Source organism: Exiguobacterium sp. FSL W8-0210 (assembly GCF_038006045.1).
Taxonomy (GTDB): domain Bacteria; phylum Bacillota; class Bacilli; order Exiguobacteriales; family Exiguobacteriaceae; genus Exiguobacterium_A.
The window spans coordinates 2,033,873-2,049,304 of record NZ_JBBOUK010000001.1 but is presented as its reverse complement, the minus strand read 5'-3'; the positions used below and the strand labels follow the sequence as shown (position 1 = coordinate 2,049,304).

Below are 15,432 nucleotides of genomic sequence, written 5' to 3'. Positions count from 1 at the left end.
TATCGAAACACCTCATACACGGGGAGCCGATCGTGTATGAGGTGTTTTTTTGTTTGGTCTTGATACAAAAAAGGAAAAGAAAAAGTAAAAATCGGAGAGGGTGGACGCACATGGAATCCGTGACTACCTTAGAGGAGCTGTATTACGTATCGGAAATGGATAAGGTTCGTTTTGTCGGCTGGACGACTGCACTCGCCCGCTATGATTTTGCTGTCGTCTGTACGGGACAATTCTTCGGGAAAGTACTTGTCGTCAGTTTAACCGGTGGTCAGTCAGCGTTACTCGATCAACAGGATGTGTTGAATGGAGATGTCTTAATTCGTACATTTGCGATTGAACGAGAGGATGTCGAAGTAATCGGTGAAGCACTCGCAGCATTCATTCCTTGTTCACCAAACGATGAATACGCAGAATGAAATGACAAAAAAAGCAGTAATCCTCATTGAATAAGGATTACTGCTTTATCTTGTCTTCACCGAATCGCATTCGATTGTTGAATGACTTTGATCGTCTCAAGCGAATGATCTTCAAGACCTTGAACCGGAAGACCGGCTTCGATGTTTTCTTTAATATAGGCAAGGTTGTCTGCCGTGATCATTTCGCCTGGGATGAAGATAGGAATACCAGGTGGATATACCATCATGAATTCAGCTGAAATCCGCCCGACCGCATCGACCAACGGAATCGTCTCTGTCTCTTCATAGAATGCATCACGAGGACTGAGAGCGAGCGCTGGGATGTCTGGAAGAACAATCGAATGATCAGTCGTCTCGGCGCCATTATTTTGATAACGTGCGACAAGTAACGACATCGCATGTAGAAAGGCATCAATCGTCTCTTCTGAGTCGCCAGACGTGATGATGACGAGAATGTTGTTCAAATCAGAAAGTTCAACTTCGATCCGATGTTCTTCACGTAAGAACTCTTCGACGAGGTGACCAGAAATGCCAAGTCCTTTGACGGAAACAAGCACTTTCGTTGGATCAAAGGCGAACGTCGCACTCGAATGCAGATCGGATTCACCGAAAACAGCGAGATAAGGAAGCTTCGCTAATCCAAAGCGCATCCGTGTCGCAAGTTCAAGTGCCCGACGATTCATCGCTTCACCGTTGATCGCAAGATGACGCCGAGCGCAGTCAAGAGAAGCGAGCAACAGGTAAGATGTCGATGTCGTCGTCAACATCGAGAGCACTGCTTGAACTTTATCTGGAGAGACAAGTCCGCGACGAACGTTCAGGACAGAGCTTCCTGTAAGTGAGCCACCGAGTTTATGCACGCTGGTTGCGGCAAGATCAGCTCCTGCTTGCATCGCTGACAGCGGCATATCTTCGTGGAAGGCGATATGGACGCCGTGTGCTTCGTCGACGAGTACCGGAATACCTTTACTATGGGAAAGCTTGACGATGCTCTCTAAGTCACCAGCAACGCCGAAATAGGTCGGATTGATGACGAGAACGGCTTTTGTATCGGGATGAAGTGCAAGGGCACGTTCTACCGCGCTTGGTGTGATACCGTGTGCGATTCCGAATGTCTCATCGAATTCAGGGTGAATGAAAATCGGATGCGCACCAGAAAGAACGATAGCTGACATCACCGATTTATGCACGTTCCGAGGAACGAGAATTTTATCATCAGGTCCGACGACACTCATGATCATCGCCATGATGGCCGTTGAAGTTCCTTGTACGGAAAAGAACGTTTCGTCGGCATGGAAGGCTTGAGCTGCCAATTGATGAGCTTCCTTAATAATTGCCTTTGGATGATGGAGATCATCAAGGGGAGCGATATTGATTAAATCGATATCGAGCGCATTCTGACCGATGAACGATCGAAAGGCTGGATCCATTCCTTGACCATTTTTATGACCGGGAATATGAAATTGAATTGGTTGACGTTTCGCATGCGCGAGTAGCGCATCGAATAAAGGTGTATCGAGCTGTGTTAAGCTTTTTGTTTGCACCAGATTTCCCCCCTTAAAACCGAATAAAAATACAATCAAACAAGCTAACTATAACAAGTTTTCGGACGGTTGCAACTGTTTTATGCTTCTTTTCCGTGTAAAATAGAAAAGTGCAGAAAGGAAGTGGGAATGATGGCATTGAATTATCCGCTCAATTCCGATTGGTCGACTGAAGAAATCGTGAAAGTCATCGACTTCTTTAATTTAGTCGAGCAAGCGTATGAGACAGGTGTTGAACGACAACGGTTGCTTGAAGCGTATCGTGAATTCAAGCAAATCGTCACCTCGAAATCCGAGGAAAAACAGTGGGATCAGTTTTATATGGAAGAGACCGGTTGCTCGAGTTATCGGACGATGCAACAAGCGAAACGTCAGGAAGAACCGATTGTTCGTATGAAGAAATAATTGGATCATGAAGATAAGACTCCTATGCGATCGCGTAGGAGTCTTATCTTTTAATCCGACTGGAAATGTGCGGGAAATGATCAACATTTGTTTAAAGTGGAAAGGAAGCGGCTATATACTACATACAAGACGTTGGTCTTGCAAATATGTGAAACTGTATTTTTTAAAATTAGATGCTTTACATCTAAGTTGAATCGTACTATTATAGATTCAATCCACTAATAAGTCGCAATTGTCTGACAAATTAAACCTCTGTTTATCCCGCGAAGGAGTGTGGTTACTGTGAAACAAGTGATAGAAGCATACAAGAGAAAAGATGCAGAAAAACGCATTCCTGTATTGCGTCTCGAAATCGATTATGAGCTTGCTACATTACACGATGCGATGGTGGCAAGTGACGCAGAAGCTGTTGGTGCAAGTAAAGAGCGCCTCGAAAAATATCGTCAAGAGATGGTACGTCTTGAAGCTTGATTTCAACGTTCCGATCTCTACCTTATAATAAAATATCAACTCTTCAACCAGCGAACTGTTCGCTGGTTTTCTTTTTTTGTTACTATAGAAGAAGCTGGAAACAACGATGAAGGAGTGAACTCAAATGCAGATTGAGTTGGATGCGATAGATTTGATCAAACGAGCGGGAAAGTACATTCGTGAAAAAATTGATGGTTCGTATCACGTCGAACAAAAAACCGGAAAAAGCGATTTAGTGACAGAGATTGATCAAGCCGTCGAGGATTTATTGATTCAAGGTATTTTAGATCGCTATCCGAATCATCATATTTATGGGGAAGAAGGGCGAATCGCTCGACCCGATACACTCGAAGGCACGATCTGGTTCGTTGATCCGATTGATGGAACGATGAACTTTATCCGTCAAAAACGAATGTTTGCCATCTCGATTGCGATCATGATAGATGGTGAGTTACGTTATGGATTCGTCTACGATGTCATGGCGGACGAGTTGTTCCATGTCATCAAAGGGCATGGCGCTTATCAAAACGGCATACGATTACCACAAATCGAGGAGCGGAGTGTTAAAGAAGCAATCATCTGTATGAACGCGACCTGGGTGACACCAAATCGTCGAATCAATACGGATCGTCTTGCGCCACTCGTGCGACACGCGGTAGGTGTACGAGCAATCGGTGCAGCATCACTTGAACTCGCATGGACAGCTGCAGGGCGTGTTGACGGGTATATCACGATGCGTAATATGCCTTGGGATTACGCAGCCGGTCAGTTGTTGATTGAAGAGGTCGGTGGGCGTGTCGGAACGATCACAGGTGAATCAATGTCATTTCTCGAACAAACGAGTGTGCTAGCAGGGAGCCAGACGTTCGTTGAAGATGTTTTGACATTCGTACAAACACAAGAGGATTGAAAAAAGGTTTCTTTCGTTTTGAACGAAAGGAACCTTTTCGATCATGCTTGTTTTCGTAAACGTGCCTTTAAGACGAACCCAGCACCCATCGCAACAATCATCAAGATGACAGAGGCGATCGTCATCGGAACGTTTTGTTCCGCGATGAAGATGCCGATGGCTGCCATGGATCCTACGGCAAGCATGGCGAGTAATAAAAATAGCAGGCGCATGTTTTTTCCCCCTCTACCCGTGAGTACGTTAATAGTGTAGCGTGAATGAAGGATAATGAAAAGGCTTTCGGAGTGATGTCGAATCTTAGTCATTGCCAATTAGGACTCTACCTGTGCTATACTCTTAAAGTTGACCGAAAGTATGATAAGATTTATTTAAATGAATAGAAAGAGGTACACACCTATGACAACATTAGTACGAAATGATTTACGCAACGTTGCGATCATCGCCCACGTTGACCATGGTAAAACAACATTAGTCGATGAGCTTTTAAAACAGTCTGGTACGTTCCGTACGAACGAACAAGTCGAAGAACGCGCAATGGACTCAAATGACATCGAGCGGGAACGTGGAATCACGATTCTTGCGAAAAACACTGCAATTGACTACAAGAACACTCGCATCAACATCGTTGATACGCCAGGACACGCCGATTTCGGTGGAGAAGTTGAGCGGATCATGCGTATGGTTGATGGCGTCATCCTCGTCGTCGATGCACGTGAAGGCTGTATGCCACAAACACGTTTCGTTTTGAAAAAAGCACTCGAGCAAGGACTTCAACCAATCGTCGTCGTCAACAAAATCGACAAACCGATGGTCCGTCCTCTTGAAGTCGTCGACGAAGTCGTTGATCTCTTGATCGACCTCGGAGCTGACGAAGATCAACTCGAATTCCCAGTCGTTTATGCATCGGCAGTCAACGGCTCAAGTTCATTTGAACCTGAATTAGAAAAACAAGAAGATACAATCACGAACGTTCTTGATTTGATTCTTGAGCACACACCAGCACCTGTCGATAACACAATGGAGCCGCTTCAGTTCCAAGTGACGATGCTTGACTATGATAACTACCTCGGACGGATCGGTGTCGGTCGTGTCTTCCGTGGAGAAATCAAAGTTGGCGATAGCGTTTCGCTTTCGAAACTTGACGGCTCAACGAAGAACTTCCGTGTTACGAAGTTGTTCGGTTACTTCGGTCTAAAACGTGTCGAAATCGAAACAGCAAAAGCTGGAGATTTGATCGCGATCGCTGGTATGGAAGATATCAACGTCGGTGAGACGGTTTGCCCAACTTCACACGTTGATCCACTCCCATTATTACGTATCGATGAGCCAACGCTTCAAATGACATTCATCGTCAACAACTCGCCATTCGCTGGTCGTGAAGGGGATCTCGTTACTTCACGTAAAATCGAAGAGCGTCTTGAAAAAGAACTCGAAACAGATGTTTCACTTCGCATCGAAAACACAGACTCACCGGACCGCTGGATCGTTTCTGGTCGTGGGGAACTTCACCTCGGGATCTTGATCGAAAACATGCGCCGTGAAGGATACGAAATTCAAGTATCGAAACCGCAAGTAATCATCAAAGAAGAAGAAGGCGTCAAAGTCGAGCCATTCGAACGCGTCGTCATCGATACACCAGAAGAGTACACAGGTTCTGTCATGGAATCGATCGGTCTCCGTAAAGGTGAATTGACGAACATGCAAACAATGGACAACGGTCAAACGAAGATGGAATTCATCGTTCCTTCACGTGGTTTGATCGGTTACCGTAACGAATTCCTTTCTGCTACACGTGGATACGGAATCATGAACCACACATTCGAAGAATACCGTCCGTTCATCCAAGCGGACATCGGTGGACGTCGTAGTGGTGTTATGGTCTCAATCGAAACAGGTAAAGCAACTGCTTACGCGATCTCAGCTCTTGAAGACCGCGGAACGATCTTCATCGAGCCAGGTATTGAAGTATACGAAGGTATGATCATCGGCGAATGTAACCGTGATGTCGATCTCGCTGTCAACGTCGTTAAAGCAAAACAATTAACGAACATGCGTGCATCTGCAAAAGACTCAACGAACGTTCTTAAACGTCCACGTGTCTTCTCACTTGAAGAGTCGTTGACATTCTTGAACGAAGATGAGTACTGTGAAATCACACCACAATCGGTTCGTCTCCGTAAACAAGTCTTGAACAAGAACGAACGTGAAAAGCAAGAAAAACGTCGTCGTCTAGGTAAAGATTAAGTCTTGAACGAATAGGGGGACTGGCAATGAATGCACAAGCTGCCGTTGCTTCTGATTTCTCGAAATACGATATTCCGTTCATCGCGAAACTTCTCGGTATCGGAAGTGATCCGAATAACATCGAAGCGGGATTTTATCCTTTAATGATCACCGTCGTCATCTTGACGCTTGTCGTCTTTAAGTTAGGATTTGCTAAGGAACTAGCATGGTGGAAATCACTGATCGTCTATCTCTTGCTCGCCGTCTTCTCGGCAGCATTGACGCTTGTCTTCTGGACATGGCCGATTCCTGAAGTACTCTTAGCGATGGTCTTCGTACTTGGTATTTATCGCTTCCGGATGTGGATGGTCAAGCGTGAACGTGAACGGACAGCTTCTTGACGGAAGCATGTCATGAATCAAAAGAACGAATCTCTTCGGAGGTTCGTTCTTTTTTTGAGCCAATTCAGATGCATGATTTAAAGCGTAGCGGGAACAATGATACTAAAAGGGGGAGAAAACAGTGAAAATAAGGTATGTCATACCCCTACTGTTAGCGGGTATCCTGATGGGGTGTACACAAACGTCAGAAGAATCGTCAACAGAGGAAACGAATCAGACGACACAAGAAAACAATCAACAGGATTCAGGTGATCAAGAAGCGACGCAATCATCTCAAGCGCAAGAAGGCGTCGTATTTAAAGAGCTAAACGCTCCGTGGAATATTGTCCGAGAAGGAGAAGTATTTTACATCACGGAACGAGAAGGAACGATTGTCAAAGGAGAAAAAGATGATTATGAACGGATGCGCCTTCAGCTGAAAGAGGATGTCCTCGCTGAAGGAGAAGGTGGATTGCTTGGGATGGTACTTGATCCTGATTTTAAGGACAATAAGACAGCATACGTCTACCATACGTACGCCAAACAAGGACAAGCGACAAATCGCGTCATCGCGATAAAAGAAGAGGGTGATCAGTGGACGGAAGAACGTGTCTTACTCGATGATATTCCCGGAGCGACGATTCATAACGGGGGACGACTGGAGTGGGGACCTGAGGGCGCACTCTACGTCACAGCAGGAGACGCAGCGAATCCCGAACTGGCACAAGACATTGATTCGTTGGCAGGAAAGATTTTACGTATCACATCTGAAGGGAAACCGTTCGAAGGGAATCAAAAAGGATACGTCTACAGTCTCGGTCACCGGAATCCACAAGGACTTGTTTTCGTCGATGATCAACTGTATGCAAGCGAACATGGGCAAAGTGGGCACGATGAAATCAACCGAATCGAACAAAAGAATTATGGATGGCCGACGATTGAAGGGAAAGAACAAGCAGATGGACTGGTGACGCCGTGGTATGAAGTAGGAGAACAATCTGTTGCACCAAGTGGAGTTGCAACGGCAGAGAATACACTTTATTTTGCAACACTTGTCGGACAACGATTACAAACCATCGATCTAGAGACGAAGCAAGTCAAGACGATCGTCGAAAATCAAGGTCGGATTCGAGATGTCTGGATTGACGAGACATCGATTTACTATATTACAAATAATACGGACGGAAGAGGGAATCCATCGGCAGATGATGATCGACTCGTTCGAATCAATCGATGAACAACAAAAGGTCTGTCAGGGAATTTCCCCGCAGACCTTTTGTTTACCAGTGTTTTCGTTTCGTTTCCCAAGTCGGGTATAAATGAAATTGTCCAGAAGCGTGGCGTTCAAGTGTCCGTTCTTCTACGCGTGATCGACACTCATCACAAATGTGGACACGAACAGGTTTATTGCGTAATCGCTTCGCCGTGAAGGACCAATCATCAATCGTTTCACGCTTATCGCAAATCGTACATTTCACTCGCATGCCAGGTCCTCCCTTTTTTTCTTAGTATATCATATTAGAAGATTATTCAGATGTAAAAAAGGGAAACGAGAAGTATATATCGAAATATCATCACTAAGTCATAGAGGGGGTGATGTCATGGCAAATAAAGTTGAACAACAGCTCAACTCAGGTCAACTAGAAGCACTATCGCAATTACCACTCGTTTTTTTGATTACGCATGATCAATCCAAACATTGGCCCATCACACATGCAATCAGTTGGGTACATGCGAAGGATTCACAAACGATTCGTTTTACAATCGAAGCAGATTCTCATCTCGTTAAAACATTACGAGAACATCCGGTCTTCACATTGATCTTTTTTGCAGATCAGTCGACGTACTGCTTAACATGTACGGACGTCAAGGCGTTTACGCCGCAAGAAGACCTTCCGTTGCCACTCGCTTTTTATGAGGGACGCGTTGAGGAGGTACGTGACATCTTGTTTTACGGAGCAGCTGTCACACAACGACCAACTATCGAAAAAACATACGATGAACAGGCAGCTGAACGGTTGGATCAACTCGTTCATCGCATCCTAAAAGCGTAACATTCATCACAAACTCGACTCTAAAGGGGCGAACGATGGAATGAAAAAAATATACGTACTTGATACTAATGTCATGCTTCACGATCCACTTTCTCTTTTTCAATTCCAGGAGCACGACGTCGTCATACCAGCGATCGTACTAGAAGAACTAGATGGAAAAAAACGCAACATGGATGAGGTTGGACGTAATGCACGAGAAACAGCTCGCATTTTAGACCAATTACGAGAAACGGGTCAGCTTCATGCGGGAGTGCCACTCGGAAACGGCGGTATTCTTCGCGTCGATATCGGGGACTCCATTTATGAAGGTTCGCCGTTTACGCATGAATCAAACGATAATAAGATCATTGAACTGGCGTGGTCGATTCATCAGGAACAACAAACCGAAGCGACCCCACGAGATGTCATTCTCGTCTCAAAAGATATCTTAGTCCGCGTCAAAGCGGATGCGTATGGATTAGTCGCTGAAGACTATATGACGGATCATATCGCTGATTTGACCGGTCTTTATACAGGATTCATCGAAGTGACCGTCGATCAGGAATATATTGATGCCTTCTATCAGGACAAACGGCTTTCAGTGGATGTCTTGCCAGAAAAAGTGCAACCGAATGAGTTCGTCATCTTAAAAAGTAACATGTCGAAAGCTTCAGCCATCGCCGTCGTTGATCAGAACCTGCCAATCATTCGGGCGCTTTCGATCGATGTCGATCAAGTCTGGGGCGTCATTCCACGAAACGTTCAACAACGGATGGCATTTGAGTTATTATTACGTGACGATGTACCACTTGTGACACTCGTTGGTAAGGCAGGTACCGGAAAAACGTTACTTGCACTCGCTGCGGGTCTCCTGCAAGTGGAAGACGAGCATAAATATAAAAAACTGGTCGTTGCTCGTCCTGTCGTACCGATGGGAAACGATATCGGCTACTTGCCGGGTGAAATGGAAGAGAAGCTTCGTCCGTGGATGCAACCCATCTATGATAACCTCGAACACCTTTTCAATACGGGATCGGGAGACGAACTAGGTAACATTCTCGCCGGAATGAAGACGATTCAACTGGAAGCATTAACGTACATCCGGGGACGTAGTATGCCGGGACAATTCATCATCATCGATGAAGCGCAGAATTTGACGAAACATGAAGTCAAGACGATTTTGACACGTGTCGGTGAAAACTCGAAAATCGTGTTAGTCGGGGATCCGCAACAGATTGATCATCCGTATCTAGATGAGTATTCCAATGGTTTATCCTACGCTGTAGAACGACTCAAAAATGAGAAGATGACGGGACACGTCAAACTCGTCAAAGGGGAGCGTTCAAACTTGGCACGCCTCGCAGCCGATTTACTATGAAAAAACGTGGTGCGTCTATTCAGGCGCACCACGTTTTCCTTATATGACAGTAACCGTATGAACGGATTTGACGATCCGTTGTCCGTGTAATAGATGAACGGGTCCATCTGCTAACACTTTGCCGTCTTGTGAGAACTGCAGATACACCTCGTCGAGTTGCTCAAGTGGAAGTTCAACCGTTTCTTCGCCTTCGAAACGAATAGCGATCGCATCCGGTAAGAGCTCGGCATTCCGGATGAACGGTGCAAGCGCAATGGCGAATGACCCTTGAAGCGCGGCTTCTTTTTCAGCACGTGTCATCGGACGATTGTGATCCGTACGACTGCCTTCCATGATGCCTTTATCCCACGCAGCCCCCATTTTCGCGTAGTACGCTTCTTGTTCACTTGTGTCGGCTGGTTGCCCGATTTTCTCGATTGCCACCTTTCGTTCATCAAAGATCCAGACTGTCGGATCAATCGTTAACTGATGCCGTACTTTACCGTTAATCGGAAAAATCATTTGTTCTACCCCCTAAATGTGTAAGTCCAACAAATCCATTATACCGAAACGTTGAATTGTTGGCGAAAGTAAGGTAAAGTTTAGCTATAACAGGAACGCGTCATTTGATGAGGAGGGATTGGATTGTCAACTGAAATCGAGACAGTTCATCGCCAGCGCGCTCTTGAGCTACTAGAAGCGGATGCACAAAAAATCCGCCGGTTGATCGAGGTCCAGCTTGCGAATTTAACGATGCCACAATGTCCTCTTTACGAGGAAGTATTGGATACACAAATGTTCGGATTATCCCGTCAGATTGATTTTGCGGTACGTCTTGAACTGATTGATGCGGGTGAGGGGAAACAATTACTCGAATCACTTGAACAGCAATTATCTGATTTACATGATGCGGAGACGTGCTGATTTTCTACTCAAACGTGAAATGCGGCGTTTGGGTATTTTTTTTTAGAAAATGAAAAAAGGACGTGTACATATGTTAGCGAAGTTTAAAGAAAAACGAGCATTTTTTGACTATGGTCTCTTCTTTACGATGCTCATCCTCATGGCGATCAGTACGGTCATGGTCTATAGTGCGAGCGTGTGGAACGGTGGAGATTATGCGAATACGTCCTTCTTTGAGAAGCAGTTGATGTTTGATGCGATGGCGATCGTGCTGTTCCTTTTCGTTTCACAAATCAATCATGAGGTGTTCCGTGGACCAGTGATTCGTTTACTCTTGTACGCGATTACATGGTTGATGTTGATGGCGACGCTGTTTTCGGCACCACTAAACGGGGCTCGCGCATGGTTGAACTTCGGTATCTTCTTGATTCAACCAATCGAGCTTTGTAAATTCGTGCTCGTCGTCGGACTTGCGAGTTATTTTGATCAAAAGCACAAAGGGAAAATGGACGGCGTGATTGGGATCGTCCATCACTTCATCCATCGTCAAATTCCAGCGACGTCTCCAGGAAGACGGATTTTACTTAGTTTCTCGGACTGGATCTTGATTCCGATGGTTGTATTACTTGCACCTTACGCGATCATCATTCGCATGCAACCGGATGACGGCGGATTGTTCATTCTGTTACTCATCACGGCGATGATTTTATTCGCAGTTGGATTACCGAGTGGTTACATCATGTTATGTGTCGTCACCGTACCAATCATCTTCTTGTACGCATGGAATAATTTTTCGGATAATCAGATGCAACGGATTCAAGCAAGTTTGAATCCCTTCCTTGACGCAGAAGGGAAGGGGTATCAGCTCATCAACTCCGTCATATCGATTGCCCACGGGGGATTATTCGGAGTAGGTCTCGGGAATAGTTTTCAAAAGTATGGCTATCTACCAGAGCCTGAAACCGACTACATCATGTCGATCATCTCGGAGGAACTCGGGTTCATCGGGGTTCTTGTCGTACTCGGTCTATTGTTCTATCTGATGATTCAAGGGGCGGTCATCGCTAATCGGTGTGTCTCGCTTTACTCGAGCATGCTCGCTCTCGGGATATCCGGTATCATCTTCATCCAGACATGTATCAATATCGCGGCCATGTCCGGTCTGTTTCCAGGTACAGGTGTTACCTTGCCATTCATCAGTTACGGTGGGTCATCGTTACTCGTCATGAGTACGATGCTTGGTGTAATGGCAAACATTTCCATGCAAAACAAATATCGAGTGGCTTATCAGAAAGAAGTGCGGACTGCACGTTCGATGAGTGCCACGAGCTCATTAACTAAAGGGGGAGCATCAGTTGACTAAAATCCAGAAGATTCTCGTAGCAAACCGCGGGGAGATCGCGATTCGTGTTTTCCGTGCAGCGACAGAACTCGGTATTCGTACCGTTGCCATTTATTCGCGAGAGGATATGGGTTCTCTTCATCGCTATAAAGCCGATGAAGCGTACCGGATCGGAGAAGGGAAAAAACCGATCGAAGCTTATCTCGATATTGAAGATATCATTGCAACAGCGAAAAAAGCCGAATGTGATGCGATCCATCCTGGTTATGGATTCCTCTCTGAGAATATTGAGCTAGCCAAACGTTGCCGTGAAGAAGGAATCATCTTCATCGGACCGCAAGAAGAGCATCTGTATAAGTTCGGGGATAAAGTACGGGCACGGACGACAGCGATTGAAGCCGGTCTTCCTGTCATTCCGGGAACGGATGGTCCGATCTCATCCATTGATGAAGCATATGCGTTCGCAAAGGAAGCAGGCTATCCACTCATGGTCAAAGCATCGCTTGGCGGTGGTGGACGCGGTATGCGTGTCGTCCGGACAGAAGAAGAGCTTCCAGACATGATCGAACGTGCGAAATCTGAAGCCTTGAAAGCATTTGGTTCGGATGAGATTTACGTCGAAAAATTAATCGAACGACCAAAACATATTGAAGTTCAAATCATCGGTGACGCCCATGGGAACATCATTCATTTGTTTGAACGTGATTGTTCCGTACAGCGTCGTCACCAAAAAGTCGTCGAAGTGGCACCATGTGTGACGCTTTCAGACGAAGGTCGACAAAAGATTTGTGACGCAGCCGTCACATTGATGAAGCATGTCGGATACGAAAATGCGGGTACGGTCGAATTTCTCGTGACACAAGATGAATCGTTCTATTTCATCGAGGTCAACCCACGTGTCCAAGTCGAGCACACGATTACGGAGATGATCACAGGCGTTGATATCGTACAGACACAGATCCGTGTTGCTGAAGGCGAATCGTTACATAGCGACCTCGTTGGTATTCCGCAACAAGAAGACATTAAGATGCTTGGTTTTGCGATCCAAAGCCGAATCACGTCAGAAGATCCGGAGAACGGTTTCTTACCGGATACAGGGAAAATTAAAGCCTATCGTTCTCCAGGCGGTTTTGGTGTACGTCTCGATGGTGGGAATGCTTATGTTGGAGCGGAAATTTCACCATATTATGACTCACTGCTCGTTAAAATCTCGACGCATGGTTTGACATACGATCAAGCCGTTGCGAAGATGCGTCGAAACTTAAGTGAATTCCGAATCCGTGGGATCAAGACGAATATCGCATTCTTAAGCAACGTCTTGAAGCACCATGCGTTCGTCAGCGGGGATTACAATACATCGTTCATTGATGATACACAAGAATTATTCATCTTCCCGAAACGTCAAGACCGGGGAACGAAACTTTTGACGTACATCGGAGAGGTTTCCGTCAATGGATTCCCGGGAATCGGAAAATTGGACAAGCCGCTTGCGCGTGACGTCCGGATTCCGAAAAATCTCCCGACAGACTATACACCAGGTGCAAAAGCGATTCTCGATGCGGAAGGTCCAGAAGCCGTCGCAAAATGGTTGGCAGCTCAGGAGAACGTTTTGTTGACAGATACGACATTCCGTGATGCCCATCAGTCGCTCCTTGCGACGCGGATGCGGACGAAGGATCTCGTTGCGATTGCAGAGGCGGAAGCGAAACTGCTACCTGAACTGTTCTCTGTCGAAGCATGGGGAGGCGCGACATTTGATGTCGCCTACCGATTCTTATCGGAGGATCCATGGGTTCGTCTGATGAAATTACGTGAAAAGATGCCGAACGTCCTCATTCAAATGTTGCTTCGTGGTGCGAACGGTGTTGGTTACAAAAACTATCCGGACAACGTCATTCACACGTTCGTCAAGGAAGCGGCGCAGGCAGGAGTCGACGTCTTCCGAATCTTCGATAGCTTGAATAACCCGGAGTCGATTCAACTTGCCATCGATGCGGTCTTGCCGACAGGTAAAATCGCGGAAGCAGCTGTCTGTTATACAGGGGATTTATTCGATGCGACTCGACCGAAATATCACCTGCCGTATTACGTCAATCTGGCGAAACAACTGGAAGAAAGCGGCGCTCATATCATTGCCATCAAGGATATGGCGGGTCTCTTGAAACCGGAGGCAGCCTACGCGCTCGTATCAGCACTTAAAGATGCGGTATCGCTACCAATCCATCTCCACACACACGATGCGAGTGGGAACGGGATTTATACGTATGCGCGTGCGATTGATGCAGGTGTCGACGTCGTAGACGTCGCGGCATCAAGCATGTCGGGACTGACGAGTCAGCCAGCGGGTGGTAGCTTGATTCATGCCTTAAGTGGTCATCCACGTCAACCGCTCGTATCAGCACAGAAGTTTGAACAGATTTCGGATTATTGGCAGGACGTTCGTCATCTGTATCAAGCATTCGAACTCGATATGATCGCACCGAATCCAACGGTCTACGACCATGAGATGCCGGGTGGACAGTATTCGAACTTACAGCAACAAGCAAAAGCGGTTGGACTTGCGGATCGTTGGTCTGAAGTCAAAGAGATGTATGCGCGTGTCAATATGCTGTTTGGCGATATCGTCAAAGTCACACCATCGTCAAAAGTCGTCGGAGACATGGCACTCTTCATGGTTCAACATCATCTGACAGAAGAGGATGTCTTGCACCGTGCAAGTGGACTTGATTTCCCGGATTCAGTCGTCGAACTGATGAAAGGGGAGCTCGGAACACCACCAGATGGTTTCCCGCAAGACGTTCAACAGGCTATTCTCAAGGGAGCTGCTCCGCTGACAGAACGTCCAGGTAAGATGATGGAACCACTCAATTTTGATGCGATCAAACATGAGTTGTTCGAAAAGCTTGAACGTCCCGTTACAGAATTTGATGCACTCGCTTACGCGCTCTATCCAAAAGTCTTCATGGACTACAGTTCGTATGTCGCGCGATATGGCGATATCTCTGTTCTTGATACGAATACGTTCTTCCATGGAATGCGTCTAGGGGAGACGATCGAGGTTGAAATCGAACGAGGCAAGACACTCTACCTCAAGTTGATTCAAATCGGTCAGCCAGACGATCATGGAATGCGGACGATCTATTATGAGATGAACGGTGTTCCTCGTGAAGTCGAAGTCAAAGACATCAGTATTAAGGAAAGTTCATCAAGTCGTCCAAAAGCAGATCGAAGCAATGCGAAACAAATCGGTGCATCAATGCCGGGTAGCGTGCTGAAGGTACTCGTCGAGACGGGTACACGTGTCCGTAAAGGAGAGCAACTCCTCGTCACGGAAGCGATGAAGATGGAAACGACGATCCAAGCACCGGAAGACGGTGAAATCAAAGCCGTCCACGTCAAGGAAGGCGAAGCCATCGCAAGTCAAGACTTACTGATTGAATTCGTATAA

Annotated in this window: 16 protein-coding genes; 12 read left to right on the top strand and 4 right to left on the bottom strand. The window is 46.2% G+C overall.

The annotated features are described in order from the left end of the window. The first annotated feature begins 110 nt into the window (after positions 1-110). On the top strand, positions 111-416 hold the full coding sequence (locus tag MKY22_RS10840) for an SAV0927 family protein (protein WP_023468848.1): 306 nt from the start codon (positions 111-113) through the stop codon (positions 414-416). A gap of 56 nt (positions 417-472) precedes the next feature. Here the strand turns inward: MKY22_RS10840 and MKY22_RS10835 are convergent, their stop codons facing one another. Continuing rightward, positions 473-1,960, bottom strand: coding sequence for an aminotransferase class I/II-fold pyridoxal phosphate-dependent enzyme (locus MKY22_RS10835; protein WP_035406702.1), 1,488 nt, complete (start codon positions 1,958-1,960; stop codon positions 473-475). A 132-nt stretch (positions 1,961-2,092) separates the two neighbouring features. Here MKY22_RS10835 and MKY22_RS10830 point away from each other — a divergent pair, with 132 nt between their 5' ends. The 3 genes from MKY22_RS10830 (at position 2,093) to MKY22_RS10820 (ending at position 3,746) form a co-directional block, all read left to right on the top strand. After that, positions 2,093-2,365 (top strand): UPF0223 family protein, encoded by a 273-nt coding sequence (locus tag MKY22_RS10830; RefSeq protein ID WP_023468846.1) that lies wholly within the window; start codon positions 2,093-2,095, stop codon positions 2,363-2,365. A gap of 282 nt (positions 2,366-2,647) precedes the next feature. Next, on the top strand, positions 2,648-2,836 hold the full coding sequence (locus tag MKY22_RS10825; protein ID WP_023468845.1) for a hypothetical protein: 189 nt from the start codon (positions 2,648-2,650) through the stop codon (positions 2,834-2,836). A gap of 124 nt (positions 2,837-2,960) precedes the next feature. Then, positions 2,961-3,746, top strand: coding sequence for an inositol monophosphatase family protein (locus tag MKY22_RS10820; protein ID WP_023468844.1), 786 nt, complete (start codon positions 2,961-2,963; stop codon positions 3,744-3,746). 41 nt (positions 3,747-3,787) lie between these two features. Here the strand turns inward: MKY22_RS10820 and MKY22_RS10815 are convergent, their stop codons facing one another. Next, positions 3,788-3,958: a DUF5325 family protein gene (locus tag MKY22_RS10815; RefSeq protein ID WP_023468843.1), complete on the bottom strand. Its 171-nt coding sequence runs from the start codon at positions 3,956-3,958 to the stop codon at positions 3,788-3,790. A 184-nt stretch (positions 3,959-4,142) separates the two neighbouring features. Between MKY22_RS10815 and typA the strand changes: the two genes are divergently transcribed. The 3 genes from typA to MKY22_RS10800 all read left to right on the top strand — a co-directional run bounded on the left by typA (position 4,143) and on the right by MKY22_RS10800 (position 7,586). Continuing rightward, positions 4,143-5,990, top strand: a complete 1,848-nt coding sequence (typA, locus tag MKY22_RS10810; RefSeq protein WP_023468842.1) for a translational GTPase TypA — start codon at positions 4,143-4,145, stop codon at positions 5,988-5,990. A 26-nt stretch (positions 5,991-6,016) separates the two neighbouring features. Further along, on the top strand, positions 6,017-6,370 hold the full coding sequence (locus MKY22_RS10805) for a YlaH-like family protein (RefSeq protein ID WP_023468841.1): 354 nt from the start codon (positions 6,017-6,019) through the stop codon (positions 6,368-6,370). A 121-nt stretch (positions 6,371-6,491) separates the two neighbouring features. Next, positions 6,492-7,586: a PQQ-dependent sugar dehydrogenase gene (locus MKY22_RS10800; RefSeq protein WP_214723667.1), complete on the top strand. Its 1,095-nt coding sequence runs from the start codon at positions 6,492-6,494 to the stop codon at positions 7,584-7,586. 43 nt (positions 7,587-7,629) lie between these two features. On the opposite strand, the gene MKY22_RS10795 is transcribed toward MKY22_RS10800, so the two are convergent. Then, positions 7,630-7,833, bottom strand: a complete 204-nt coding sequence (locus MKY22_RS10795) for a YlaI family protein (protein WP_029342171.1) — start codon at positions 7,831-7,833, stop codon at positions 7,630-7,632. Positions 7,834-7,950: 117 nt separating this feature from the next. On the opposite strand from MKY22_RS10795, the gene MKY22_RS10790 reads away from it, so the two are divergent. Together MKY22_RS10790 and MKY22_RS10785 are read left to right on the top strand one after the other, a co-directional pair. Continuing rightward, the gene (locus MKY22_RS10790) at positions 7,951-8,403 is read left to right on the top strand and encodes a hypothetical protein (protein ID WP_341088776.1); all 453 of its coding nucleotides are present in this window, start codon (positions 7,951-7,953) and stop codon (positions 8,401-8,403) included. Positions 8,404-8,443: 40 nt separating this feature from the next. After that, the gene (locus tag MKY22_RS10785) at positions 8,444-9,760 is read left to right on the top strand and encodes a PhoH family protein (protein ID WP_290778204.1); all 1,317 of its coding nucleotides are present in this window, start codon (positions 8,444-8,446) and stop codon (positions 9,758-9,760) included. Between the two features lie 39 nt (positions 9,761-9,799). Here the strand turns inward: MKY22_RS10785 and MKY22_RS10780 are convergent, their stop codons facing one another. Next, positions 9,800-10,261, bottom strand: a complete 462-nt coding sequence (locus tag MKY22_RS10780) for a hypothetical protein (RefSeq protein ID WP_341088774.1) — start codon at positions 10,259-10,261, stop codon at positions 9,800-9,802. A 123-nt stretch (positions 10,262-10,384) separates the two neighbouring features. On the opposite strand from MKY22_RS10780, the gene MKY22_RS10775 reads away from it, so the two are divergent. The 3 genes from MKY22_RS10775 to MKY22_RS10765 all read left to right on the top strand — a co-directional run bounded on the left by MKY22_RS10775 (position 10,385) and on the right by MKY22_RS10765 (position 15,432). Then, the gene (locus tag MKY22_RS10775; protein ID WP_023468835.1) at positions 10,385-10,663 is read left to right on the top strand and encodes a YlaN family protein; all 279 of its coding nucleotides are present in this window, start codon (positions 10,385-10,387) and stop codon (positions 10,661-10,663) included. A 70-nt stretch (positions 10,664-10,733) separates the two neighbouring features. Next, entirely contained in the window at positions 10,734-12,005 is a 1,272-nt protein-coding gene (locus tag MKY22_RS10770; protein ID WP_223040602.1) for an FtsW/RodA/SpoVE family cell cycle protein, read from the top strand. Beyond that, positions 11,998-15,432: a pyruvate carboxylase gene (locus tag MKY22_RS10765; protein WP_341088770.1), complete on the top strand. Its 3,435-nt coding sequence runs from the start codon at positions 11,998-12,000 to the stop codon at positions 15,430-15,432. Before MKY22_RS10770 ends, MKY22_RS10765 begins: the two co-directional genes overlap by 8 nt.

Excerpts from the sequence above, each read along its gene's own strand:
- typA (WP_023468842.1), top strand. The coding sequence starts at position 4,143 with ATGACAACATTAGTACGAAATGATTTACGCAACGTTGCGATCATCGCC.
- MKY22_RS10785 (WP_290778204.1), top strand. The coding sequence starts at position 8,444 with ATGAAAAAAATATACGTACTTGATACTAATGTCATGCTTCACGATCCA.
- MKY22_RS10840 (WP_023468848.1), top strand. The coding sequence starts at position 111 with ATGGAATCCGTGACTACCTTAGAGGAGCTGTATTACGTATCGGAAATG.
- MKY22_RS10795 (WP_029342171.1), bottom strand. The coding sequence starts at position 7,833 with ATGCGAGTGAAATGTACGATTTGCGATAAGCGTGAAACGATTGATGAT.
- MKY22_RS10790 (WP_341088776.1), top strand. The coding sequence starts at position 7,951 with ATGGCAAATAAAGTTGAACAACAGCTCAACTCAGGTCAACTAGAAGCA.
- MKY22_RS10820 (WP_023468844.1), top strand. The coding sequence starts at position 2,961 with ATGCAGATTGAGTTGGATGCGATAGATTTGATCAAACGAGCGGGAAAG.
- MKY22_RS10815 (WP_023468843.1), bottom strand. The coding sequence starts at position 3,958 with ATGCGCCTGCTATTTTTATTACTCGCCATGCTTGCCGTAGGATCCATG.
- MKY22_RS10780 (WP_341088774.1), bottom strand. The coding sequence starts at position 10,261 with ATGATTTTTCCGATTAACGGTAAAGTACGGCATCAGTTAACGATTGAT.
- MKY22_RS10770 (WP_223040602.1), top strand. The coding sequence starts at position 10,734 with ATGTTAGCGAAGTTTAAAGAAAAACGAGCATTTTTTGACTATGGTCTC.
- MKY22_RS10805 (WP_023468841.1), top strand. The coding sequence starts at position 6,017 with ATGAATGCACAAGCTGCCGTTGCTTCTGATTTCTCGAAATACGATATT.
- MKY22_RS10830 (WP_023468846.1), top strand. The coding sequence starts at position 2,093 with ATGGCATTGAATTATCCGCTCAATTCCGATTGGTCGACTGAAGAAATC.